The following is a 24,337-nucleotide window of genomic DNA, read 5'->3' on the forward strand; positions in this document are numbered from 1 at the left end:
GTGTGGCCGGGCTCCGGGCGAGGTCGTGTTCCAGGGCTACTCCTCTTCCCGCTCCGCTGGGGTCCAGGTCGGCAGCGTCTGGAAGGTGTGCAACAGCCCTTCGGACCACGCCTTGCGGATGCGGTTGAAGTAGGGATCGCTGTCGGTGATGCGATGCTGCCCGGCACTGCTCAGGCTGCCGCTGCGGTAGAGCAGCGTATCCAGCGGCAGGCCGACGGACAGATTACTGCGCAGCGTCGAGTCAATGGAGATCAACGCGCAGCACATCGCCTGCTCCAGCGGCGTATCGATGGTCAGCACCCGATCGATGATCGGCTTGCCGTACTTGCTTTCACCAATCTGGAAATAAGGTGTGTCGCGGGTGGCTTCAATAAAGTTGCCCTCCGGATAAATATGGAACAGACGATGGGTTTCGCCGGCGATCTGGCCGCCAAGCAGCAGGTTGCAGTTGAAGTTGGTGTTACTGCAGTTCTGCTGGTTGCTGCTGTCGCGCTGGATCACCTCCAGCAGCGTTTTACCGATCAGCATCGCGGCGTCGTAGAGGGAGGTGACCTGCATCAGATTCGGCTCCTGCTGGGTACGGATGCGCGCGCTGAGCAGGCTTATCACGCTCTGGGTGGTGGCCAGGTTGCCAGCGGATTGCAGCACCAGTACCCGTTCCCCCTCCTGATGGAAAACGTGCAGCTTTTTAAAAGTGGCAATATGGTCGACGCCCGCGTTGGTGCGGGAGTCGGAAGCAAACACCAGTCCATCCGCCAGGCACATGGCCACACAGTAGGTCATTGCGGTTTTTCCCGTATTATTGCTGCTGCGCCTGCTGGCTGTGTTCGCGCACTTCAGCGTTGGTTAACATAATCTCCCCGCCGCCGCCCAGCCGGGTGCCCCGTACCGGGCAGGCGTCGAGATAATCCAGCCCGGTCGCCAGCCGCAAATGCTGATTCAGGCGACGGGTATTATTGGTGATATCAAACGACAGCCAGCGGCCGTCGAGCCAGACTTCCGCCCAGGCGTGCATCGCCACATGCTGAGCGTTATCGCTGTAAACATAGCCGCTGACGTAGCGCGCCGGGATCTCCAGCGCGCGGCAGCAGGCCAGAAAAACATGGGTATGATCCTGGCACACCCCCTTCGCGCGGGCGAAGGCGTCGGCGGCGGAGTCCTGCACCTGGGTCGCGCCGGGGGAGTATGGCATTCTTAACAGCAGATCCGCCATCAGTTGATTCAGACTTTCTTCCGCCGCATCGGGACGATAGAGGCGCTGGGCAAACTCACGGATCGCCGTATCGGCGCGGGTTAACGGCGTACAGCGCAGAAAAACCAGCGGCGACAGCAGCTCGGCCTCTTCATCACGCGTCTCTTCCCCTTCGTCGGCGATATCGACAATCCCGCTGGCGCGGATAGTGATCTCCTTGTGCGGGTTATCCAGCGTCAGCACATGCAGCACATTGCCCCAGCCGTCGGTAGTGGTCACCGCCGCCCCGTCCGGAAGGGTCAGCGTCCAGGCGGTGATGGTCTGCCGGCCGGTACTGCGCGGAGTCAGGCGCAGATACTGGGTGGAAAACTTCACTTCTTCATCGTAGCCATAGCGGGTGAGATGATCGATGACCAGTTTCATAAGGCCTCCAGATAGGTTTGTCTGATGCTGTCGGACAGCGCGTTAATTCTCGCCAGCAGGCCGTTAAGGGTGGTCTGCAGGTCCGCCTGCGCCAGGTCGTCGCGGGTGCTGAAGCGCAGGTCAACGTTGAGCTGATGGGCCAGGCGCAGCGGTTGATAGGAGCGATCGTTGGCGATCTTCTCCAGCTCGCCGACCAGATCGGCAATGCTGGCGCGCAGCGAACGCGGAATATCGTTACGCAGGATCAGCAGCTCCATCACCGTTTCGCGACTGACTGGCTGGCGATAGAGGCTGTTGTAGGCTTCGCGGGCGCTGACCGCATTGAGCAAGGTATCCAGTCGATAGTATTCCCGCACCGGATCCGGGTCGTTGGTCAGTTGTTGATCCTTAATCAGCAGCAGCTGGGTGGTGGCGAAGGCGCGCTCTATCAGCGTGCCGATGCCGATAAAGCTCAGCGCGTCGTTGCGCAGCAGCGTGCCAATCACCGCCCCGCGAAACAGATGCACCCGCTCTTTCACCCACTCGAAAAAGCCGTCGCTGCCGAGTTCGCCCAGCCCCTGCTGGCGCAGGGTTCGCAGCTCGATGCGGGTGGCGTTGATGCTCTCCCACACCTCGGCCGACAGACTGCCGCGCACCGCGTGCGCATTGTTCCACGCCATCTCCACGCAGCTGTAAATACTGCAGGGGTTGTTGCCATCGAGGGCAAAAAAGTTGAGCAGGTTGCTCATGGTAAAGCGGGCATGGCGCGCCTGAAACAGCTCGTGGGTCATCGACAAATTCAGCGGCAGCGCCAGATCCCGCGACTGCTGGCTGTGCCGGGGGATCATCGATAATTTCCAGGTCACGTCCAGTACCCTGGCGTAGCTTTCCGCCCGCTCGAGATAGCGGGCCATCCAGAACAATTCACTCGCCGTACGACTTAGCATGATGCGTCATCCTCCATCACCCAGGTATCCTTGGTTCCGCCGCCCTGCGACGAATTGACCACCAGCGACCCTTCGGTCAGCGCCACGCGGGTCAGGCCGCCGGGCACCAGCCGCATCTCCTGCCCGGACAGCACGTAGGGCCGTAAATCGATATGTCGCGGCGACAGACCTTCATCAACGAAGGTGGGGCAGGTCGACAGCGCGAGGGTGTCCTGGGCGATATAGTTGGCCGGATTGGCCAGCAGGCGCTGGCGGAAGGCCTCTCGCTCCTCTTTAGTCGAACGCGGGCCAACCAGCATGCCGTAACCCCCGGCGCCATGGACCTCCTTGACCACCATCAGCTCAAGGTTACTCAGCACATAGCGCAGGTCCTCTGCTTTCCGGCACTGCCAGGTGGGGATATTGCTGAGGATCGGCTGTTCGCCGAGGTAAAAGCGGATCATCTCCGGAACGTACGGGTAGATTGATTTGTCGTCGGCGACGCCGGTGCCGATAGCGTTGGCCAGCACCACGCCGCCGGCGCGATAGACTGACAGCAGCCCCGGTACGCCGAGCATGGAATCGGCGCGGAAGGCCAGCGGGTCGAGCCAGGCGTCGTCGATGCGGCGATAAATCACATCCACTCGCCGCGGCCCCTCGGTGGTCCGCATATACACCGCGCCGTTCTTAATGAACAGGTCGGCGCTCTCCACCAGCTCGACCCCCATCTGCTGCGCCAGGAAGCTGTGCTCAAAGTAGGCGCTGTTGAAGCGCCCCGGGGTCATCACCACGACGCAAGGGTCATCCACCAGCGAGCTTTCGCGCAGGGTCTGCAGGAGGTAGCTCGGGTAACGCTCCACTGGCGCAATGTGATGCTGCTCGAACATCTCCGGATAGAGGCGCATCATCATCTTACGGTTTTCGAGCATGTAGGAGACGCCGGACGGCGTACGCAGGTTATCCTCCAGCACGTAGTATTGACCGTCGTTATTGCGCACCATATCGACGCCGGTGATATGGGCATAGGTGTTGTTTGGCAGGTTGATGCCCTGCATGCATGGCTGATACTGCTCGTTGGCCAGCACCTGCTCGGCCGGGATCAGCCCCGCGCGCAGAATATTCTGCTCATGATAGATGTCATAGAGGAAGGCGTTGAGCGCTTTCACCCGCTGGCGAATGCCGCGGTCAATGCGCTGCCACTCCCCGGCGGGTATGATCCGCGGCACGCTATCAAACGGGATCAGCCGCTCGGTTCCCTCATCCTCGCCGTACACGTTAAAGGTGATGCCGATACGGTGAAAAAGCAGTTCCGCTTGCGCTTTTTTCTGCCGGATAGAGAATTGATCGGTGTTGCGAAACCATTGCCACCAGGCATTATAGTGCGGCCGCTGTTCACCCTGCGCGGTCAGCATCTCGTCATAATAATGCCCGTCAGGTAGCGTAATTTTAATCATGGCTATCCCCTCCGGTTGTACTCACTTTGTGGTAATCCCGGTAAGAGATAAGCATTAATTATGCCAGGTCATCCACCGCCGCGGCGTTGTGCAAATCTGTTCTGACCCGCCGTCTGATTGTGCAAAAAATCGCCAGAACAGCCGCCCGCGCCCGGCTGCGGTTGCACCGTCGTGAGGCAGCGCTACGATTTTTGCGCCATCGTGGACGCCAGCGCCTTCAGCCAGGCGGCATAGGCCGTGGGCCAGGCGGTCGTCGGCGTTCCCGGGCGCCCCATACCAAAGCCATGGCCACCGCGGGTATAGCGGAAAAGCTGCACAGGAACCTGATGCTGGCGGCAGGCGTTAGCCATCAACAGCGTATTGTGCGGATCGGAAATCGGATCGTCCTGCGCCTGTACCAGAAAACAGGGCGGTGTGGCCGTTGTCACCCAGGTTTGTACCGACCAGGCGCGGTCGGCCGCCTCGCTCGCCTGCGGCCCCACCAGCAGACGATGGGTCGCCGTATGGCTCCAGGGCGGCAGGAGCGTGATCACCGGATAGATCAGCGCGGCGCCGTCGGCGGTGGCGGGCTGGTGGTCCAGCGCATCCTCCGGCGGGTAGCTGGTAAACGCCGGCCGACAGGCGGCCATCCCCAGCAGATGTCCCCCCGCCGAAAAACCGAGCACGCTGACCTGCGATTCCCGGGCGCGGATCAGCCGCAGGGCCCGCTGCGCATCCTGCAGCGGCGCCAGCGCACCGGCCTGCCAGCCCTCCCCCGGCAAGCGGTAGCTCAGGACATAGGCGGTATAGCCGTGCGCCGTCAGCCAGTGCGCCGCAGGCCAGGCCTCACTGCCCATCTCGATCCGCTGGTATCCGCCGCCGGCCGCCACCAGCACTCCGTGGCCAGTGGCCCGGGCGGGTTGCCAGACCGTCAGCACAGGACGAGGGATATGGCTCAGCGCGCCGCGGGCGGATAACCGAGCCTCGCCCCCCGGCCCGCCTCCCCCCGGCGGTTGATCCGGCCACAGCGGCAGCGTCAGCGCCGGAGCAGTGGCCGCCGCGCCCCGCACCGCAGACAGCGCAGCGGCGCTAAACAGCAGAAATTGACGTCGATTCATGACTGGCTCCCGGGCGCGTTGGCTTGCCTGTAAACCAAACCGCTTTGCTGGTGGTTATATCAGAAAACCTGGCAGGTAAATCCTCTGTTTTCGCGCAAAATGTTACCCCTGACACGCGCAGCGGCAGATATTCGTCTAAGGTTTCTGGATGGCCAAACGTCGTGGCCCGCAGTCGATAATGATAAGGAGAACTCCCCATGACGAGTACTGATGCACATCGTCCCGCTGCTTTGCCCTGTACCCTGCGCCTGGCGATCGGCGGCGCCCTGCTCGCCCTGATGAGCCTGAATGTCCAGGCGGAAGACGGCAAAACCGCGCCGCCCCCCTCGCCGGATATTCTGCTGGGCCCGTTGTTCAATGATGTCCAGAGCGCGAAGCTCTTTGCCGATCAAAAAACCTTCGCCGACGCGATCCCTAACAGCGATCCGCTGATGATCCTTGCCGATTACCGGATGCAGAAAAACCAGGCCAGCTTTGACCTGCGCCACTTCGTCGAGCTGAACTTCACGCTGCCGAAAGAAAATGACACCTATGTGCCGCCTAAAGGGCAAACCCTGCGTCAACATATCGATGGCCTGTGGCCGGTCCTGACCCGCAGCACCGTCGAGGTGGAAAAATGGGACTCGCTGCTGCCGCTGCCTAAGCCCTACGTGGTCCCCGGAGGACGCTTTCGCGAAGTCTATTACTGGGACAGCTATTTCACCATGCTGGGTCTTGCCGAAAGCGGTCACTGGGATAAAGTCGAAGATATGGTCGCCAACTTCGCCGCGGAAATTGACACCTGGGGCCATATCCCCAACGGCAACCGCACCTATTACCTCAGCCGTTCGCAGCCCCCCTTCTTCTCCTTTATGGTGAGCCTGCTGGCGACGCACGATGGCGACCAGGTACTGAAAACCTACCAGCCGCAGCTGGAGAAGGAGTATCGCTACTGGATGGCCGGAGCGGACGCGCTGGCCCCCGGCAGCGCCGACAAACGGGCGGTGCGGATGGCGGACGGCGCGCTGCTCAACCGCTACTGGGACGATAACGACACCCCGCGCCCCGAGTCCTGGCTTGACGACGTCAAAACCGCCAAAAGCAACCCGAATCGTCCGGCAACCGAGATCTATCGCGACCTGCGCTCCGCCGCCGCCTCCGGCTGGGATTTCAGCTCCCGCTGGATGGATAATCCGCAGCAGCTCGCCACCATTCGCACCACCTCGATTGTCCCGGTCGATCTCAATGCCCTGATGTTCCATCTGGAGAAAACCCTCGCCCGCGCCAGCAAGGCATCCGGGGACAGCGCCGGCGCTACGCAGTACGATGCGCTGGCTAATGCCCGCCAGCAGGCCATCGAGAAATATCTGTGGAATGATAAAGAGGGATGGTACGCCGATTACGATCTGAAAACCCGCAAGGTGCGCAATCAGCTGACCGCGGCGGCGCTGTTCCCGCTGTACGTCAATGCGGCGTCACGCGAGCGGGCGACGAAAGTGGCCGCCGCCGCTGAGTCGCGGCTGCTCAAACCCGGCGGGCTGACCACCACCACCGTCAACAGCGGTCAGCAGTGGGACGCCCCGAACGGCTGGGCGCCGCTGCAGTGGGTGGCGGTCGAGGGCCTGCAAAACTACGGCCAACAAAAGATCGCCATGGAGGTCAGCTGGCGCTTCCTGAGCAACGTTCAGCATACCTATGACAGCAAGCAAAAGCTGGTGGAGAAGTATGACGTAAGCTCGACCGGGACCGGCGGCGGCGGTGGCGAATATCCGCTACAGGATGGCTTTGGCTGGACCAACGGTGTCACCCTGAAGATGCTGGATCTGATCTGCCCGCAGGAGAAACCCTGCGATGCCCTGCCCGCCACGCGCCCGGCGGCGGCCCCTTCCGCGCAGAGCAAGCCAGCCGCCAACGACCCCGCACCGGCGGCAGCGCAAAAAACCGGCGCCTGACGCTTTTCCGGCCCGTCCCTCCCCCTACCAAAATCAGTAGGGGGAGTTATCTCCCTGCTGACAACGTCCCCGTGCAGCCCCGCTCTGCGGCCCGCGGGAAGCACGTCACTCCCCCCATCGCCCTGAACCGGTCACCTTTCGCTTGATCACATAAATACAAACAATAATAATTCGCATTACTTTTTAACGAACAATGACAGATTCGTTTTTCCCGCGGCGGCGTACAGGAGTACCAGACCGCGTTGGTTCAGGATGATCTTATGAACGTGGCTATTTCCCGAAAACGCCCGAGGCTGCTGTACGCCCTCGTGGTCGCCCTTCCCCTCACCGCGCAAGCTGAAGAGACCGTGGTGGTCACTGCCAGCCCGCCGGCGTCCGCCAGCGCGCCGACTGAAGGCTACAGCGCCAGCACTTCGCTCGGGGCGACGAAAACCGACCAGCCGTTAATCACCACCGCCCAGTCGGTATCGGTGGTCACCCGCCAGCAGATGGCGGACCAGGGGGCGAATACCATCAGCCAGGCGCTGGAATATACCCCGGGGGTCTACTCCAGCTTCGGCGGCGGCGCGACCCGGTTCGACGCTATCTCCCTGCGCGGCTACCACGGCGGCGACGTCGATAACCTGTTCCTCGACGGTATGCGCCTGATGAGCGACGGCGGCAGTCATAACGTTGTGCAAATCGACCCGTGGTTTATCGAACGCGTCGATGTGATCCGCGGCCCCTCCTCCGCGCTCTACGGGCAGAGCGTGCCGGGCGGCGTGGTCAACCTGACCTCCAAACGCCCGCAGTTTAGCCAGCAGGGCCACGTCCGCCTGACCGGCGGTACGCAAAATACCAAAGGCGCGGCCTTCGATTACACCGACGCCATCAACGAGCAGTGGGCATGGCGGCTGATCGGGATGACCCGCAGCAGCGACACGCAGTATGACCATACCCGCGAAGAGCGCTACGCGATTTCGCCTTCCCTGCTGTGGCAGCCGGACAGCGACACCTCGCTGCTGCTGCGCGCCTATCTGCAAAAAGATCCTTCCGGCGGCTACCACGGCTCTTTGCCGCTGGACGGCACCCGCTACGCGCATAATGGTCGTAAGCTCTCCCCCAGCACCAACGAGGGCGATCCGGGAGATGGCTATCAGCGCCGCCAGCAGATCTACAGCTATGAGTTTGACCACCAGTTCACCGACGTCTGGTCGGTCTATTCCGCCGGGAGCTACACCCACACCAACGTCTCCCTCGATCAGGTCTACCAGGTCGGCTGGATAGATGACAGCGACATGCTGGCCCGCGGCTACAGCGGTTCGCGCGGTTCGCTGGACGGCTGGTCGACCGATAACCGCCTGCGCGCCGATTTCAATACTGGCGACCTGGCGCATACCCTGATCCTCGGCGCCGAATATCATCGCTTCCGCAACGATCTGTGGACCGGCGCCGGCGGTGCGGCGCCGCTAAACCCGTTTACCGGCTATACCGCGCAGACCGGGCATACCGTCACCTACAGCGATGACAATCATCGCCGCTACTACCAGACCGGGCTGTATCTGCAGGATGAGATGGTCTGGAACCGCTGGCATGTGGATGTTTCCGCACGCTACGACCGCATCGTTTCCCAGCAGGTCAGCGATACCTTCGGCACCTCAAACCGCCGTTCAGACGACCATATCAGCGGCCGCGCCTCGCTGTTGTACGCCCTGGATAATGGCCTTTCGCCTTATCTGAGCTACAGCCAGGCGATCACCCCGGCGATGCTGCCGGGCGCGGACGGCAAACCGCTGAAACCGACCACCGCCGAGCAGGTCGAAGCCGGTCTGAAGTTCCAGCCGCCGGGCAGCCGCGACCTCTATAGCATTGCAATTTACGACCTGACGCAAAAGGATGTCGCCACCCGCGACCCGAACATCGCCACCGCCACCTATATTCCGGCGGGTAAGGTCCATTCCCAGGGCGTTGAGCTGGAAGCACACCACCAGATCACCCCGCAGCTGAGTACTATCGCCTCGTATACCTGGAATCGTCTGCGCTTCCAGGACACCAGGGACGGTACCGATAACAACACGCCGCAGCTGACCCCGGATCAGATGGCCTCCTTCTGGGCGCGCTATCAGTTCCCGGCGGGGATCTCGGTGGGCGCTGGCGTCCGCTACATCGGCAAACAGTGGGCGGATGATGCCAACACCGCGCGGCTGCCGTCGGTCACGCTGATGGATGCCATGATGCGGGCCGACCTCGGTGTCTGGTCGCCAACGCTGAAAGGCGCTTATGTGCAGGTTAACGCCAACAATATCGGCGACCGCGAGTATATTTCCGGCTGCTACGGCACCGGCAACTGCTACTGGGGAGCAGAGCGCAGCGTCATGGCCACCGTGGGCTACGACTTTTAACTGACCGCAGCAATATAAGCCTCCGGCCATGACGGCGGAGGCTTTCATGAAGACTTTTGTCTCGCTTTTATTGCTGAAATTAACTTAAAAATGCCACCCCATTATTTCACTTGCCCCCCGTGGATGAGAAAGCTTACTATGCTGGCGCAAACCGGTTATAGCGCTCACAAGGAATAAAAGTGAACCCCGTCATTAGCTATATCGCCAATTTACACCCGTTATCATTTATGGGTTATTATGTATTATCCACCACAGTGATATATATTCTGCTGAATATGATTATTGTGAAGACCCGCCCCGCTAAAAATACCACCGCCGTTCCGGCGCCCTATTCTATCTCCCCCTCTTTTTTAGCCTGGCTACGTCATCGCGCCACCCGCGTCATTCAGCTGGCCATGTTCCGGCTGTTAAGAAAAAACTATGTCACCCTCATCCATTCTGCTGAAGATATTCAGCTCTGCGCCAATCAGCAGTATGCCGAATGCAAAATGACCTGCGTGGAAAAAATACTGTTTGACCATTTCGCTACGCCAAAATCCTGTCACCAGGATCTCCCGCTTTCTCTGCACGTCGCTGAACAAAACCACTGGGCTACCGATCCCCACTGCAGTGGGCTACGGCTAAGCCCAACGCACCAAACGTGGAACATGATAGTGATTGCCGCCCCCTCCCTGCTGTTAATCGCTGTGCTCGTCTGGAAAACACTATTTGATCATCAGGCGATAATTCACTCCAGCGTATTGAGCTGGCTGGTGATGTTTATGGTTTCCGGACTGTGGTGGCTGTGGCTATTATGCATCACCTTAAATGCCACCCGGCTCGACCGGGAGGGGATCGCTATTAATATTCTTCACCACTATATTGATACCCTGAAAGAGACGCTTATTGCTGACGCAGATACCCTGACCGATGAAAACGCCGATTATTGCGTGGCGATTGGTACAACCACCCTGCTTCCCGAAAGATTTGCTGAATATGTAAAAATCATCAACCTTATTCAGTATCCCTTTTGTCTGCAGCGCCTGGATTAACGAGGGGACAGTATGTGGAATTTTATGATGCATCTGCATCCACTGCTGTTTCTTGGCGGATTTATGTTTATCGTCCCGGGTATCTATATTGCTATCGGTACGACGATCGTCGTGACACGGCCAGCGGCTCAGCCCCAGCCGCACGCGACGGAGGTCAGTCCATGGCTGCTGGCCTGGCTGACCGGAGAAGGGACCCGGGTGATCCAGCTGGCGATGTTCAGCTTACTCAGTAAAAAGTATCTGTGGATCCCGGAGGCCGGGCAGGTTTTGGCCAACGGACGCTATGCAAACCAGGAAATGAACGTCATTGAAAGAATACTGTTTGACCATTTTGAGGTGCGAAAGCCGTGTCATGAAGATCTGCCCTGCAGCCTGAGTATTGCCGGACGTAACCTCTGGCAGGAACAGATAGCGAGCGCGGGCTTAGCCTTAAGTCCGCTGCGCCGCGGGTGTAATATGCTGGCCATCAGCATCCCTTCGCTCGCCCTCGGCATTATCGTTTTCAGTAAGACCTTTATCTGGCTCGACTTCACCGCGTACAGCATCTTTAGTTGCCTGCTCATGCCCACGGGTTGCGTTTTGTGGGGCGGGTTATGGATAGAAGCCATTAGCAAAACCATTCGTCTCGATATCTGCGGCATCTCACATCATGACGCCCATGCCTGCATCGATGCGTTACGAGAAGCGTTAGCGCTGAAAGGCGATCAGGAAGATGACGCGACAGCCATGCTCTGCGTGGCGGTGAACGGCCCAGGATCCCTTCCCGAGCGCTACCGGGACTATAAAACGCTCATTGCGCCGATGAGCGCTATCTCCTCGCTGCGTACCGAGGATTAGGCGAGTGAGAAGCACTCACCCCGCCAGGTCAGCGGGGTGAGCGTAGGCCTACATGGCGTCCAGCGCTTTCTGCAGTTTCCAGATATAGCGCGGCGCCTGCGGTGCCGGGTGTTTTTTCACCACATGCTCGAAGAACTCATCGGCGTCGAGATCGTTAATCTCATCGATGGCGTCCTGGCGATCCGACGAGAAGGTGCGCAGCAGGGCGCCGGCACCGTTGGCATAGGAGACCACCACCGCGTAGCGCATCACCTGCGGGTCTTTGATCCCCGCCAGCGGACCGTTCTCCAGAATGCTCAGATAGGCGGCCCCCATCGAGATATTACGTTCCGGGTTTTTCAGCTCACTGACCGACGGCTCGCCGCGCCAGCCCATCCGCCGGTAGACATCGCGTCCGGAGGTCGACGGCTTGAGCTGCATCAGCCCGACGGCGCCGGATTTACTCACCACCGCAGGATTACCGCCCGACTCGATGGCGATGATCGCCGTGATCAGCTGCGGGTCCACGCCCCAGGCGGCGCCGGCTTTTTCACTGATCGGCATCCACTGCATCGCCCGCTTCACCGGGACCTCGGGGTTCCACGGCGGGTTAGTGTAATCATGTTTCGAACTACAACCGGCCAGAAAAACGACTAAAATAAGCAACCATCTCAATTTCACACATCTATCCTTATCTACCCAAACGCCATCATGCTGCAGAACGACGGCAGCGGTACGTCCCCCGCCGGCCGACAACCTGAAGGATGACGGGTGCGGACTGAAGTTAGCCACCTGGAGATGACAATCGCCATTCCAGGCGGCATCATAACCCTTTCATTCATAGCAAGGAATTATCATGTCTCAGTTTTATCTGGTCGCGCCTTCGGGTTATTGCATTAACCAGCAGGCGGCAGCCCGCGGCGTCGAGCGTCTGCAGCAGGCCGGACATGAGGTGGCCCACCAGCAGGTCATTCCCCGCCGGCAGCAGCGTTTCGCCGGGACTGAACAGGAGCGCCTGGCCGATATTAACCAGCTGGCCCAGCTGCCCGGGCGCAACCGTATCGTCCTCGCGGTGCGCGGCGGCTACGGCGCCAGTCGCCTGCTGCCGCATATCGACTGGCAGGGACTGATTGCCCGCCAGCAGCGCGACCCGCTGCTGATTTGCGGCCACAGCGATTTCACTGCTATCCAGTCGGGCCTGCTGGCTACGGGCAACGTCATCACCTTCAGCGGGCCAATGCTCGCGGGCAACTTCGGCGCGGAGACCCTCGATCCGTTTACCGAGCACCATTTCTGGCAGGCGCTACGCCAGGCGGAATTTACCCTCGAATGGCCGGGCGAAGGGCCGAACTGCCAGGTAGAAGGCACCCTGTGGGGGGGAAATCTGGCGATGCTGACCTCGCTTATCGGCACGCCGTGGCTACCGGCGATCCGCGACGGCATCCTGGTGGTGGAGGATATCAACGAGCACCCGTTCCGCGTCGAGCGCATGCTGCTTCAGCTGTTGCACAGCGGCGTGCTGGCGGCGCAGAAAGCAGTGATCTTCGGCAGCTTCACCGGCAGCGCGCCAAACGACTATGACGCGGGGTACGATTTGCCGCAGGTCTTTGATTACCTGCGCCAGCAGCTCTCCCTGCCGTTGATTAGCGGACTGGAGTTTGGCCACGAGCAGCGCACGGTGACCCTGCCGCTGGGCGCCCGCGCGCGACTGGTGAATCAGGCAGCTACCACCACTCTGACGATCAGCGGCCACCCGGTGCTGACAGAATAAATTTCCCGGACGCATAGGCGGATCCCCTGCGAATTGTTAAAATAGTGTCACTTTTAGCCATTTTTTCACGCCAGTCAGGGAGTACGTGAACATTGGACGCCGCTGCGGTCATTAGTCTGTTTATTCTGGGTTCTGTTTTAGTAACCTGCAGTATCTTATTGAGCTCCTTTTCTTCGCGCCTTGGCATCCCGATTCTGGTCATCTTTCTGGCCATCGGGATGCTGGCAGGCATTGACGGCATCGGTGGCATCCCCTTCGACAACTACCCCTTCGCCTATATGGTGAGTAACCTGGCGCTGGCGGTGATCCTGCTGGACGGCGGGATGCGCACCCAGGCCAGCTCCTTTCGCGTCGCACTATGGCCTGCGCTGTCGCTGGCGACGGTCGGGGTGCTGATCACCTCGGCGCTGACCGGGATGATGGCTGCCTGGCTGTTCAAGCTGGATATGATCGAAGGCCTGCTGATCGGCGCCATTGTCGGCTCCACCGACGCTGCGGCGGTTTTCTCGCTGCTCGGCGGCAAGGGGCTCAACGAGCGCGTCGGCTCAACGCTGGAGATTGAGTCAGGCAGTAACGACCCGATGGCCGTCTTCCTGACCATCACCCTGATCGAAATGATCCAGCAGCACCAGACCGGCCTCAGCTGGATGTTCGCCGTGCATATCATCCAGCAGTTTGGTCTCGGGATCGCCATCGGCCTCGGCGGCGGCTACCTGCTGCTGCAGATGATCAACCGTATCGTGCTGCCCGCCGGGCTCTATCCACTGCTGGCGCTGAGCGGCGGGATCATGATTTTTGCCGTCACCACCACCCTCGACGGCAGCGGTATCCTTGCCGTCTATCTCTGCGGCTTTCTGCTGGGCAACCGGCCGATCCGCAACCGACACGGTATCCTGCAGAACTTCGACGGCCTGGCGTGGCTGGCGCAGATCGCCATGTTCCTGGTGCTGGGCCTGCTGGTGACGCCCTCCGACCTGCTGCCGATCGCCATCCCGGCGCTGCTGCTGTCGATGTGGATGATTTTCATTGCCCGCCCGCTGTCGGTGTTTGCCGGCCTGCTGCCGTTTCGCGGCTTTAACCTGCGCGAACGGGTGTTTATCAGCTGGGTTGGCCTGCGCGGCGCGGTGCCCATCATTCTCGCGGTGTTCCCGATGATGGCCGGGCTGGACAACGCCCGCTTGTTCTTCAATGTCGCCTTCTTCGTGGTGCTGGTGTCGCTGCTGCTGCAGGGCACTTCGCTGTCGTGGGCGGCGAAGAAAGCCAAAGTGGTGGTGCCGCCCATCAGCTGGCCCATCTCCCGCGTCGGGCTGGATATTCACCCGGAAAACCCGTGGGAGCAGTTTGTCTATCAGCTGGGCGCCGATAAGTGGTGCATCGGCGCGGCGCTGCGCGATCTGCATATGCCGCCGGAGACGCGGATTGCGGCGCTGTTTCGCAACAATGCCCTGCTGCACCCCACCGGCAGCACCCGCCTGCGGGAAGGCGATATCCTGTGCGTCATTGGTCGCGAGCACGACCTGCCGGCACTGGGCAAAATGTTCAGCCAGTCGCCGCCGGTGGCGCTCGATCAGCGCTTTTTCGGCGACTTCATTCTTGATGCCGAGGCCCGCTTCGCCGATGTGGCGCAAATCTACGGCCTCGACGGCGGAGAGGAGTTCCGCGAGCATCAGCAGTCGCTCGGGGAAGTGGTGCAGCAGCTGCTGGGCGCGGCGCCGGTGGTGGGGGACCAGGTGGAGTTCGCCGGGATGGTGTGGACGGTGGCGGAAAAAGAGAACGATCACGTGCTGAAGGTTGGGGTGCGGGTCGCGGAAGACGAGGCGGAGTGATCCGCCCCGGAATAGGTTACAGAGTCACAACCGGCACCCGCGACGCCAGGGCGCACATCAGCTCATAGCCGACGGTGCCGCTGCTGGCCGCCACGTCGTCGATTTTAATCTCTTTGCCCCACAGCTCGACCGGCGCGCCGATCCCGGCCTGCGGACAAGGCGTTAAATCGACCGCCAGCATATCCATCGATACGCGTCCAACGGTAGTGGTGCGTACGCCATCCACCAGCACCGGCGTGCCGCTCGGCGCCACCCGCGGATAGCCATCGGCATAGCCGCAGGCGACGATGCCGATCCGCTGCTCCTGGCTGGTGCGGTACAGGCCGCCATAGCCAATCGCCTCGCCGGGGCGCAGGTTCTGCACGCCGATGATTTCGCTGCGCAGCGTCATGACCGGCTTCAGCCCGGTGTTCGCGATGTCCTGCCACTGCCCGGAAGGCGACGCGCCATACAGCACGATGCCCGGACGCACCCAGTCAAAATGCGCTTCCGGATGCCAGAGGGTCGCCGCCGAGTTGGCCAGCGAGCGCGGGCAATCCAGCCCCTCCGCCGCCTGTTCGATACGGCGCATCGGCTCGACAATCCCCTGCGGGTTCTCCGCCTCCGCGAAGTGCGACATCAGCGTCATTTCGCCGACGTTGCTTATCGCCCGCAGCTGCTGCCAGACGGTATGCACCCGCTCCGGCATAAAGCCCAGCCGGTTCATACCGCTGTTCACCTTGAGATAGATATCCAGCGGCGCGCGCAGCTTCGCCTGCTGCAGCGCCTTAATCTGCCAGTTGCTGTGGACGCTGGTGGTTAAGCGATATTGATCGAGCACCGCCAGCTCATCGGCATGGAAGAAGCCCTCCAGCAGCAGGATCGGACCTTTCCAGCCCTGCTCGCGCAGCAGGATCGCCTCTTCCAGGTTGAGCAAGGCGAAACCATCCGCCCCGCTTAACGCACTCCATACGCGCGCCACGCCGTGGCCGTAGGCGTTGGCTTTGACCACCGCCCACAGGCGCGACCCAGGGGCCGCGCGACGCACTATCTGTAAATTCTGCCGCAAGGCCAGCAGGTCGATGCTGGCCACTACCGGACGGGTCATGCAAGCTCCTTAGTTGTGTGCGCCATGCAGATGCTGCGGACGCGCCGGGGTGAACCCGGGGCTGTAGCGGGCGACCGCCAGATCGTCGTAAGGGATCGCCGGCGTGCGCCCGGAGATCAGATCGCTGATAAGCTGCCCGGAGCCGCAGGCCATGGTCCAGCCAAGCGTGCCGTGGCCGGTGTTGAGCCACAGATTTTTATACGCCGTGCGGCCGACCACCGGCGTGCCGTCCGGTGTCATCGGCCGCAGGCCGGTCCAGAACGTCGCCTGCTCCACGTGGCCGCCGCGCGGGAACAGATCGCGCACCACCATCTCCAGGGTTTCGCGACGCGGCTGCAGCAGCGCTTTGTTAAAACCGACGATCTCGGCCATGCCGCCGACGCGAATGCGCTGATCGAAGCGGGTAATAGCGATTTTGTATGTTTCATCAAGGATAGTGGAAACCGGCGCGCCGTCCTCCTGGGCAATCGGAATGGTCAATGAGTAGCCTTTCAGGGGATAGACCGGTATATCCACCAGCCCTTTAAGCATCGCCGTTGAGTAGGAGCCGAAGGCCATCACATAGGCATCGCCCTTGATAATCTCATCGCCGCATTTCACCCCGGCAATGCGATCGCCCTCCTGTAGCAGGGCGTCCACTGCGGTGTTGAAGCGGAAAGTGACCCCGGCCTGTTCCGCCATTGCCGCCAGCCGGGTGGTAAACAGCTGGCAGTCGCCGGTTTCATCATTGGGCAGGCGCAGGCCGCCGGTCAGTTTATGGCTGACTTCCGCCAGCGCCGGCTCCACCTCCGCCAGCCGCTTCGCTTCCAGCAGCTGGTACGGCACGCCGGCGTCTTCCAGCACCGCGATGTCGCGGGTGGCATTTTCATACTGTTTGGCGGTCCGGAACAGCTGCAGCGTCCCGCCCTGACGCCCTTCATACTGAATGCCGGTGGTGTCGCGCAGCGCTTTCAGGCAGTCGCGGCTGTACTCCGCCAGGCGCACCATACGGCCTTTGTTCTCCATATAGTGGCGGGTGTCGCAGTTACGCAGCATCTGCCACATCCACTTCAGCTGGAACGACGTGCCGTCAAGACCGATCGCCAGCGGCGCATGGCGCTGAAACATCCATTTGATCGCCTTCAGCGGCACCCCCGGCGCCGCCCAGGGCGCCGCATAGCCGGGAGAAATCTGCCCGGCGTTGGCCGCGCTGGTCTCCTCTGCCGGACCAGGCTGACGGTCGATAACCGTCACCTCATGACCCGCCTGACTCAAATACCACGCGCTGGCTACCCCAACCACCCCACTTCCCAGTATGACGACACGCATAGCGACTCCGTAACAGTTAAAGAACAATCATCTAATTACAAATTGATAACTCAGTTGAAAATATTATTCAACATACGCTTTATTTATGGTGACTTAACTCACAGCAAACCGCACCAGCCCTGCGCTGCGAGATTTACGATCTCATGCTGCGCTTTATTTTTACCCAGCATTAAATTCTGTAAATAAGCGCAAAAAACGGCTTTGAGATGGGGAAATCGCGAAGAAAAGAAATTGTCTGACGATACAGTTTGCCATCCGGTGTTCTATGCTTGTTTAGAGGTTTTCCGTTCAGAGAAAACCAACAACAACGAGGGCGCGCTAATGGCTACGATTGACTCCATGAACAGGGACACCACCCGTTTAAGCGATGGACCCGACTGGACGTTCGAGTTACTGGAGACCTACCTGGCCGAAGTGGACCGGGTCGCCAAGCTCTATCGTCTTGATACCTACCCGCACCAGATCGAAGTCATTACTTCCGAGCAGATGATGGACGCCTACTCCAGCGTCGGCATGCCCATCAACTATCCGCACTGGTCGTTCGGCAAGAAATTCATTGAGACCGAGCAGGCCTATAAGCACGGCCAGCAGGGCCTGGCGTATGAGATAGTCATCAACTCCAACCCCTGTATCGCCTACCTGATGGAAGAAAACACCATCACCATGCAGGCGCTGGTCATGGCGCACGCCTGCTATGGGCACAACTCATTCTTTAAAAATAACTATCTGTTTCGCAGCTGGACCGACGCCAGCTCGATCATCGATTACCTGATCTTCGCCCGCAAATACATTACCGAGTGTGAAGAGCGCTATGGTGTCGACGAAGTGGAGAAACTCCTCGACTCCTGCCACGCGCTGATGAACTACGGCGTCGACCGCTATAAACGTCCGCAAAAAATCTCCTTGCAGGAGGAGAAAGCGCGGCAGAAAAGCCGGGAAGAGTATCTGCAAAGCCAGGTGAATATGCTGTGGCGCACCCTGCCGAAGCGCGAGGAAGAAAAAGCGATTGAGTCCGCCCGTCGCTACCCTTCCGAACCGCAGGAGAACCTGCTGTACTTTATGGAGAAGAACGCCCCGCTGCTCGAATCGTGGCAGCGCGAGATCCTGCGCATCGTGCGTAAAGTCAGCCAGTATTTCTACCCGCAGAAACAGACCCAGGTGATGAACGAGGGGTGGGCGACCTTCTGGCACTACACCATCCTCAACCATCTCTATGATGAAGGGAAAGTGACGGAGCGCTTTATGCTGGAGTTTCTCCATAGTCACACTAACGTGGTGTTCCAGCCGCCGTACAACAGTCCGTGGTATAGCGGGATTAACCCCTACGCGCTGGGCTTCGCCATGTTCCAGGACATCAAGCGCATCTGTCAGTCGCCAACCGAAGAGGACAAGTACTGGTTCCCGGATATCGCCGGTTCTGACTGGCTGGAAACATTGCATTTCGCGATGCGTGATTTCAAGGACGAGAGCTTTATCAGCCAGTTCCTGTCGCCGAAGATCATGCGCGATTTCCGCTTCTTTACCGTGCTCGACGACGATCACAACAATTATCTTGAGATCTCAGCGATTCACAACGAAGAGGGCTATCGCGAGATCCGCAACAAGCTCTCGGCGCAGTATAACCTCAGCAATCTTGAGCCGAACATCCAGGTGTGGAACGTTGACCTGCGCGGCGACCGCTCGCTGACATTGCGCTATGTGCCGCACAATCGCGTCCCACTGGACAAAGGCCGGCGCGAAGTGCTGAAACATGTGCATCGTCTGTGGGGATTCGATGTGCTGCTGGAGCAGCAGAACGCCGACGGCAGCATTGAGCTGCTGGACCGCTGCCCGGCGCGCCCGAACGCGCTATAACATTGCGGGACGATGAAAACGACGAAGGGGGCCACTGGCCCCCTTATTGTGTTTATCGATCGCCAATATCCGGCTTAACGCATATTCATGGCTAAATCGCCGGGCAGCGATTTCTGCATCCGATGCCAGATCTCCCCGCTGTCATGGCCGTAGCGACGGACCAGCTCGTACACCTGATCGTGCAGGCCGCCTTCGCACACCTTCGCCAGCTGATGATAAAAGCCCAGCGCGAGGCTGCGCGCTTCCGGGCTGGAGAAATAGTGGCGGCCGATGCGGGTATACAGCCCCTTCATGCCGTTGAGGATCAGGCCGTAAATCGGGTTGCCGGAGGCAAACGCCAGACCGCGGAAGATATTGTAATCGAGGTCGGCAAAGGCGTCGGCGTGATCTTCCACTTCCCGGGCGCTGTCCAGTACCGCCAGCGCTTTATCCGGATGCTGACGGAACGCGGTGCGAATAAAAATCGTGGAAATATTGGTGCGTACGGAGAGCAGGTTATCAATCAGCTGCGGCACGCTGTCGTGATCGAGGCGCGCCAGCGTTTCGAGAATATTCAGCCCGGAGGTCTCCCAGAAGTTATTCACTTTGGTAGGCTTGCCATGCTGAATGGTCAACCAGCCGTCACGCGCCAGACGCTGCAACACTTCGCGCAGAGTGGTGCGGGTGACACCGATCAGCTCAGAAAGCTCGCGTTCAGCGGGGAGAATCGATCCAGGTGGGAAGCGGTTATTCCAGATGCTCTCAATGATATACTCTTCCGCGAAACCCGCAGGGCTCTGCGCCTTAATGACCATAATAATATTTCCATTACACATTGTTGCAATTGCACTCATCATACCAGAGCCGCTATAGCGCAGATAGCATCGCAAGTGAATTAAAAAGGGATCGCCGTTTCATTTTCCGTTTTTACTTTGCGCTTTTCCTTATCACCCGTCACCGCCGCCGCGGTGCGAAGAAAGTTGCTTCTCATTTTGCTCAACTGATACTCTTGCCAATAGTTACGCACAAAATCATGTACTAATTGACGGGGAAGGATTCTGTCGTGGAAATTTCATATGGCCGCGCGCTGTGGCGCAATTTTCTTGGCCAGTCGCCGGACTGGTACAAGCTGGCATTAATCATTTTCTTAATCGTAAACCCGCTGGTGTTTGCCGTGGCGCCGTTTGTCGCCGGCTGGCTGCTGGTGGTTGAGTTTATCTTTACCCTCGCCATGGCGCTGAAGTGCTATCCGCTGCTGCCGGGCGGCCTGCTGGCCATTGAGGCGCTGCTGATCGGCATGACCAGCCCGGCGCATGTGCGGGAAGAGATCGCCGGCAACCTTGAAGTGCTGCTCCTGCTGATCTTCATGGTCGCGGGCATCTACTTTATGAAACAACTGCTGCTGTTCGTCTTCACGCGCCTGCTGCTGGGGATCCGCAGCAAGATGCTGCTGTCGCTGGCCTTCTGCCTGGCGGCCGCCTTCCTCTCCGCCTTTCTCGATGCGCTTACCGTGGTGGCGGTGGTGATTAGCGTCGCCGTTGGGTTCTACGGCATCTACCACCGCGTCGCTTCAGCTCGCCCTGATGATAACGATCTGCTGGACGACAGCCATATCGAGCAGCACTACCGCGAGGTGCTGGAGCAATTCCGCGGCTTTCTGCGCAGCCTGATGATGCACGCCGGCGTCGGGACCGCCCTCGGCGGAGTCATGACCATGGTTGGCGAACCGCAAAATCTGATTATCGCCAAAGCGGCGGGCTGGCATTTTGGCGAGTTCTTTATCCGCATGGCGCCCGTCACCGTGCCGGTGATGGTGTGTGGGCTGTTGACCTGCCTGCTGGTCGAAAAGTATCGCCTGTTTGGCTACGGCGAACCGCTGCCGCCCACGGTACGGAAGGTGCTGCAGGACTTTGACGACCGCAGCCGCGCCCAGCGCAGCCGTCAGGAGCAGCTGCGGCTGCTGGCCCAGGCGGTGATTGGTGTCTGGCTGATCGTCGCCCTCGCCTTTCATCTGGCCGAAGTCGGGCTCATTGGCCTGTCGGTGATCATCCTCGCCACCACGTTTTCCGGGGTGACCGATGAGCACGCCATTGGCAAGGCGTTCACCGAGGCGCTGCCCTTCACCGCGCTGCTGACGGTGTTCTTTGCCATTGTGGCGGTGATCATCGACCAGCGGCTGTTCACCCCGGTCATTGAATTTGTGCTGCAGGCCTCGCCGCACGCGCAGCTGTCGCTCTTTTACCTGTTTAACGGCCTGCTGTCGTCCATTTCGGATAACGTTTTTGTCGGCACGGTCTACATTAACGAAGCGAAAACCGCCCTCGAACATGGCGTTATCAGCCTGCCGCAGTTTGAGATGCTGGCGGTGGCGATCAATACCGGCACCAACCTGCCGTCGGTCGCCACCCCCAACGGCCAGGCGGCATTCCTGTTCCTGCTGACCTCTGCGCTGGCGCCGCTTATCCGACTCTCCTATGGCCGCATGGTATGGATGGCGCTGCCCTACACTCTCGTACTGACGCTGGTCGGCCTGCTGTGCGTCGAGTTCACCTTGATGCCGGTCACCAACTGGCTACTGGCGCACGGCTGGGTGACCACGCCCACGCTGCCCTGACCCGATCCTGGCCCGGATTCATCCGGGCCATTCAATAACCCGTTACGTAATATTTTCTGCCGGGCCGCTGGCGTCGGTTCGGTTTTCGTTTACACTGCCATGATTTAGCATCTTCCAGGGAAATGATTATGTTGCAATATTTAAACCAGTGCTCAAGGGGACGCGGTGCCTGGCTCCTGATGGCATTAACCGCTTTTATTCTCGAACTCGTTGCGCTGTGGTTCCAGCATGTGATGCTGCTGCAGCCGTGTGTGATGTGTATTTACGAACGCTGCGCGCTGTTCGGCATCATGGGCGCGGGGCTGGTCGGCGCCATCGCCCCCAAAACGCCGCTGCGCTATGTCGCCATGGTGATCTGGTTGTACAGCGCAATACGTGGACTGCAGCTGGCGTGGGAGCATACGATGATCCAGCTGCACCCTTCGCCGTTCCAGACCTGTGATTTCGCCGCCCGCTTCCCAACCTGGCTGCCGCTGGATAAATGGCTGCCGCAGGTTTTCGTCGCGTCCGGCGACTGTTCAGTGCGTCAGTGGCAATTTCTGTCGCTGGAGATGCCGCAATGGCTGGTCGGTATTTTTGCTGCCTATCTGCTGGTCGCCATCCTGGTGATCATTGCTCAGCCTTTCAAAGCGAAAAAACGCGATCTGTTTGGCCGCTAAGCCGCTGCGAGTACCGCACACAATGAAACGCCCTGCGGGGCGTTTTTTTATGTCTGCTGCGCATCGTTGCATCGTTTCCTGCCTGTGGTTGACCACAGCCCCTAAAAGGTGCATATTAAATACATCTTTTAAGGCCCCACAGGAGCTCACATGTCATCTTTACTGATCCCCGCAGACTGGAAAGTTAAACGCTCCACCCCGTTCTTTACTAAAGAGAATGTCCCCGCCGCCCTGCTGAGCCATCACAACACCGCGGCCGGCGTCTTCGGTCAGCTGTGCGTCATGGAGGGAACGGTCACCTATTACGGTTTTGCCGATGAGCAGGCGACGGAGCCGGAAAAGAAAGTGGTCATTCATGCCGGACAGTTTGCCACCAGTCCGCCGCAGTACTGGCACCGCGTCGAACTCAGTGACGACGCCCGCTTCAATATTCACTTCTGGGTGGCCGAAGAAACCGACGGTGAAAACGGGCTGTTTCACGCGAAGAAAGCGTGATCCGGCGCTTAACGCGCCCTGTCAGGCAGATTGAGGATATGATCCTGCCAGTCGACGACGGTGGACTCGGGCACCGCAATATGGCGAACAGAGATGCGTTCGCCATGCATCGCCGCTTTTGAGCCGGTCAGCAGCGGATGCCAGGCCGGCAGCGATTTGCCCTCCGCCAGCAGGCGATAGGCGCAGGTCGGCGGCAGCCATTCGAAGGTTGGCAGGTTTTCGCGGGTAAGCTTGATGCAGTCTGGCTCGTACTCGAAGCGACGTTCGTAGTTACGGCACTGGCAGGTTTTGATATTAAGCTGACGGCAGGCGACGTTGGTGAAGTAGATCTCATCGGTGTCTTCATCCATCAGCTTGTGCAGGCAACACTGGCCGCAGCCGTCACACAGCGATTCCCACTCCGCGTCGGTCATTTCATCCAGTGTTTTTTGTTGCCAGAAAGGTTGTTCGCTCATCGGAGTGTCCGTCGTTGCCAGTTAAGGGTGCACCTTATAACCAGTCTGGCACGCCGATGCAAGTTTTGCCGCCCCAAAAGGCGGCAAGCAGCGCTTACAGCACGCGGGTGGTGAGCGACAGGCCGTTGAAGCCAACTTCCAGTTCGTCAGCGCTGTGCAGCGGCCCCACCCCTTCCGGGGTGCCGGTGAGGATCACATCCCCGGCTTTGAGGGTAAAGAAGCGCGACATATAGGCGATCAGCGGCACAATCTTATGGATCATGTCGGCTGTGGTTCCCTGCTGGCGCACTTCACCGTTAATCTTCAGGCTTAACGGCGTATTCTGTGGGTCGCCGTGGAACTCAGCGGCCGGGATAAAGCCGGAGATTGGACTGGCGTTATCGAAGCCTTTCGCCTTCTCCCACGGTTGCCCGGCCTTTTTCATCTTAGCCTGCAGGTCGCGCAGGGTGAGATCCAGCGCGACGCCATAGCCGGCGATCCCTTTCTGCACATGCTCTTCCGTCGCCTGACGCAGCGTGCTGCCGATCAGCACCGCCAGCTCGACTTCGTGGTGCACTGAGCCCAGCCCTTCAGGAAGCACCAACGGCTGACGGAGATCGCACAGCGCGGTCTCAGGTTTAATAAACAGCACCGGCTCTTCCGGCGTCGCACTGCCCATTTCCTTGATGTGTTTTGCATAATTACTGCCGACGCAAACCACTTTGCTCACTGGATAATCCAGAAGCGCACCCTGCCAGTTATGATGTTGGTACATTATTTTCCCTCGTGGGTTAATCGGATTGTTTCCCCTGTTCCGCCAGGTGTTTCTTTAGTAGATTTTCAGATGGCGGGGGAAGTTGCAGGTAATAGCCCTGCTCGCTCAACGCCTGTTTCACTTTTTCCAGGTCGGCGTTAACCAGCTTTTTGCGCCCATCCAGCGGCAGCAGCATCGCCATTTGCGGCGTGCCGAAGCCGCGCATTAGCTCGTCAGGAACGCGTGAGAAATCGTCTTTTTTTTCGACGTATAAATAGGTTTGTTCACGTTTAGTACTTCGATAGATCACACAAAACATAGTTTTA

21 protein-coding genes and 2 pseudogenes are annotated in these 24,337 nt (G+C 59.6%); 10 read left to right on the plus strand and 13 right to left on the minus strand.

The features are described from left to right. Positions 1-36 precede the first annotated feature (36 nt). The 5 genes from SPE70_RS16250 to SPE70_RS16270 all read right to left on the minus strand — a co-directional run bounded on the left by SPE70_RS16250 (position 37) and on the right by SPE70_RS16270 (position 5,071). On the minus strand, positions 37-783 hold the full coding sequence (locus SPE70_RS16250) for a proteasome-type protease (RefSeq protein ID WP_008804320.1): 747 nt from the start codon (positions 781-783) through the stop codon (positions 37-39). A 16-nt stretch (positions 784-799) separates the two neighbouring features. Further along, complete coding sequence (locus SPE70_RS16255) at positions 800-1,615, minus strand: transglutaminase family protein (protein WP_008804319.1); 816 nt, start codon at positions 1,613-1,615, stop codon at positions 800-802. Continuing rightward, a complete protein-coding gene (locus SPE70_RS16260; protein ID WP_002910835.1) occupies positions 1,612-2,541 on the minus strand; it encodes an alpha-E domain-containing protein in 930 nt (309 codons plus the stop codon). Before SPE70_RS16260 ends, SPE70_RS16255 begins: the two co-directional genes overlap by 4 nt. Continuing rightward, positions 2,535-3,974 (minus strand): circularly permuted type 2 ATP-grasp protein, encoded by a 1,440-nt coding sequence (locus SPE70_RS16265; RefSeq protein ID WP_004180417.1) that lies wholly within the window; start codon positions 3,972-3,974, stop codon positions 2,535-2,537. Before SPE70_RS16265 ends, SPE70_RS16260 begins: the two co-directional genes overlap by 7 nt. A gap of 182 nt (positions 3,975-4,156) precedes the next feature. Next, positions 4,157-5,071: an alpha/beta hydrolase gene (locus tag SPE70_RS16270; protein ID WP_044649605.1), complete on the minus strand. Its 915-nt coding sequence runs from the start codon at positions 5,069-5,071 to the stop codon at positions 4,157-4,159. A gap of 197 nt (positions 5,072-5,268) precedes the next feature. Between SPE70_RS16270 and SPE70_RS16275 the strand changes: the two genes are divergently transcribed. The 4 genes from SPE70_RS16275 (at position 5,269) to SPE70_RS16290 (ending at position 11,251) form a co-directional block, all read left to right on the plus strand. Then, a complete protein-coding gene (locus SPE70_RS16275) occupies positions 5,269-7,002 on the plus strand; it encodes an alpha,alpha-trehalase (RefSeq protein ID WP_023340388.1) in 1,734 nt (577 codons plus the stop codon). Between the two features lie 260 nt (positions 7,003-7,262). Beyond that, positions 7,263-9,383: a TonB-dependent siderophore receptor gene (locus SPE70_RS16280; RefSeq protein ID WP_008804316.1), complete on the plus strand. Its 2,121-nt coding sequence runs from the start codon at positions 7,263-7,265 to the stop codon at positions 9,381-9,383. A 179-nt stretch (positions 9,384-9,562) separates the two neighbouring features. Continuing rightward, entirely contained in the window at positions 9,563-10,414 is an 852-nt protein-coding gene (locus tag SPE70_RS16285) for a DUF2207 domain-containing protein (RefSeq protein ID WP_012541282.1), read from the plus strand. 12 nt (positions 10,415-10,426) lie between these two features. Next, positions 10,427-11,251 carry a TIGR04222 domain-containing membrane protein gene (locus SPE70_RS16290; RefSeq protein ID WP_023297865.1) on the plus strand — a complete coding sequence of 275 codons (825 nt, stop codon included), beginning with the start codon at positions 10,427-10,429 and terminating at the stop codon, positions 11,249-11,251. A 48-nt stretch (positions 11,252-11,299) separates the two neighbouring features. On the opposite strand, the gene emtA is transcribed toward SPE70_RS16290, so the two are convergent. After that, a complete protein-coding gene (gene emtA / locus SPE70_RS16295; protein WP_008804313.1) occupies positions 11,300-11,911 on the minus strand; it encodes a membrane-bound lytic murein transglycosylase EmtA in 612 nt (203 codons plus the stop codon). Positions 11,912-12,086: 175 nt separating this feature from the next. Between emtA and ldcA the strand changes: the two genes are divergently transcribed. Together ldcA and SPE70_RS16305 are read left to right on the plus strand one after the other, a co-directional pair. Beyond that, a complete protein-coding gene (gene ldcA / locus SPE70_RS16300) occupies positions 12,087-13,001 on the plus strand; it encodes a muramoyltetrapeptide carboxypeptidase (RefSeq protein WP_008804312.1) in 915 nt (304 codons plus the stop codon). Between the two features lie 92 nt (positions 13,002-13,093). After that, positions 13,094-14,761 (plus strand): annotated as a pseudogene (locus SPE70_RS16305) (potassium/proton antiporter); the annotation flags it as partial. 82 nt (positions 14,762-14,843) lie between these two features. On the opposite strand, the gene dadX reads toward SPE70_RS16305, so the two are convergent. From dadX to SPE70_RS16320, 3 genes and pseudogenes are all read right to left on the minus strand, one after another. Continuing rightward, positions 14,844-15,914, minus strand: coding sequence for a catabolic alanine racemase DadX (gene dadX / locus SPE70_RS16310; protein ID WP_049140007.1), 1,071 nt, complete (start codon positions 15,912-15,914; stop codon positions 14,844-14,846). A gap of 9 nt (positions 15,915-15,923) precedes the next feature. Further along, positions 15,924-17,222: a D-amino acid dehydrogenase gene (locus SPE70_RS16315; protein ID WP_008804309.1), complete on the minus strand. Its 1,299-nt coding sequence runs from the start codon at positions 17,220-17,222 to the stop codon at positions 15,924-15,926. A 98-nt stretch (positions 17,223-17,320) separates the two neighbouring features. Continuing rightward, positions 17,321-17,455 (minus strand): annotated as a pseudogene (locus SPE70_RS16320) (hypothetical protein); the annotation flags it as partial. 88 nt (positions 17,456-17,543) lie between these two features. On the opposite strand from SPE70_RS16320, the gene SPE70_RS16325 reads away from it, so the two are divergent. After that, positions 17,544-19,076 (plus strand): SpoVR family protein, encoded by a 1,533-nt coding sequence (locus tag SPE70_RS16325; protein WP_004203310.1) that lies wholly within the window; start codon positions 17,544-17,546, stop codon positions 19,074-19,076. 74 nt (positions 19,077-19,150) lie between these two features. Here the strand turns inward: SPE70_RS16325 and fadR are convergent, their stop codons facing one another. Then, complete coding sequence (fadR, locus tag SPE70_RS16330) at positions 19,151-19,870, minus strand: fatty acid metabolism transcriptional regulator FadR (protein WP_012541278.1); 720 nt, start codon at positions 19,868-19,870, stop codon at positions 19,151-19,153. A gap of 248 nt (positions 19,871-20,118) precedes the next feature. On the opposite strand from fadR, the gene nhaB reads away from it, so the two are divergent. The 3 genes from nhaB to SPE70_RS16345 all read left to right on the plus strand — a co-directional run bounded on the left by nhaB (position 20,119) and on the right by SPE70_RS16345 (position 22,823). Then, complete coding sequence (nhaB, locus tag SPE70_RS16335; RefSeq protein ID WP_022065916.1) at positions 20,119-21,669, plus strand: sodium/proton antiporter NhaB; 1,551 nt, start codon at positions 20,119-20,121, stop codon at positions 21,667-21,669. 128 nt (positions 21,670-21,797) lie between these two features. After that, complete coding sequence (dsbB, locus tag SPE70_RS16340; RefSeq protein WP_008804305.1) at positions 21,798-22,328, plus strand: disulfide bond formation protein DsbB; 531 nt, start codon at positions 21,798-21,800, stop codon at positions 22,326-22,328. 150 nt (positions 22,329-22,478) lie between these two features. Then, positions 22,479-22,823, plus strand: a complete 345-nt coding sequence (locus SPE70_RS16345; protein ID WP_022065914.1) for a TehB family protein — start codon at positions 22,479-22,481, stop codon at positions 22,821-22,823. Between the two features lie 8 nt (positions 22,824-22,831). Here SPE70_RS16345 and SPE70_RS16350 read toward each other — a convergent pair whose 3' ends face one another. The 3 genes from SPE70_RS16350 to SPE70_RS16360 form a co-directional block, all read right to left on the minus strand. Then, on the minus strand, positions 22,832-23,278 hold the full coding sequence (locus SPE70_RS16350) for a YcgN family cysteine cluster protein (RefSeq protein ID WP_008804304.1): 447 nt from the start codon (positions 23,276-23,278) through the stop codon (positions 22,832-22,834). Positions 23,279-23,372: 94 nt separating this feature from the next. Continuing rightward, positions 23,373-24,032, minus strand: coding sequence for a fumarylacetoacetate hydrolase family protein (locus tag SPE70_RS16355; protein WP_063105819.1), 660 nt, complete (start codon positions 24,030-24,032; stop codon positions 23,373-23,375). A 16-nt stretch (positions 24,033-24,048) separates the two neighbouring features. Further along, complete coding sequence (locus SPE70_RS16360) at positions 24,049-24,330, minus strand: YcgL domain-containing protein (RefSeq protein ID WP_004203320.1); 282 nt, start codon at positions 24,328-24,330, stop codon at positions 24,049-24,051. Between the last annotated feature and the right edge of the window lie 7 nt (positions 24,331-24,337).

Origin of the sequence: Klebsiella sp. ZJOU C1, from assembly GCF_035620215.1 — a bacterium.
GTDB classification, from domain to species: Bacteria; Pseudomonadota; Gammaproteobacteria; order Enterobacterales; family Enterobacteriaceae; genus Klebsiella; species Klebsiella variicola.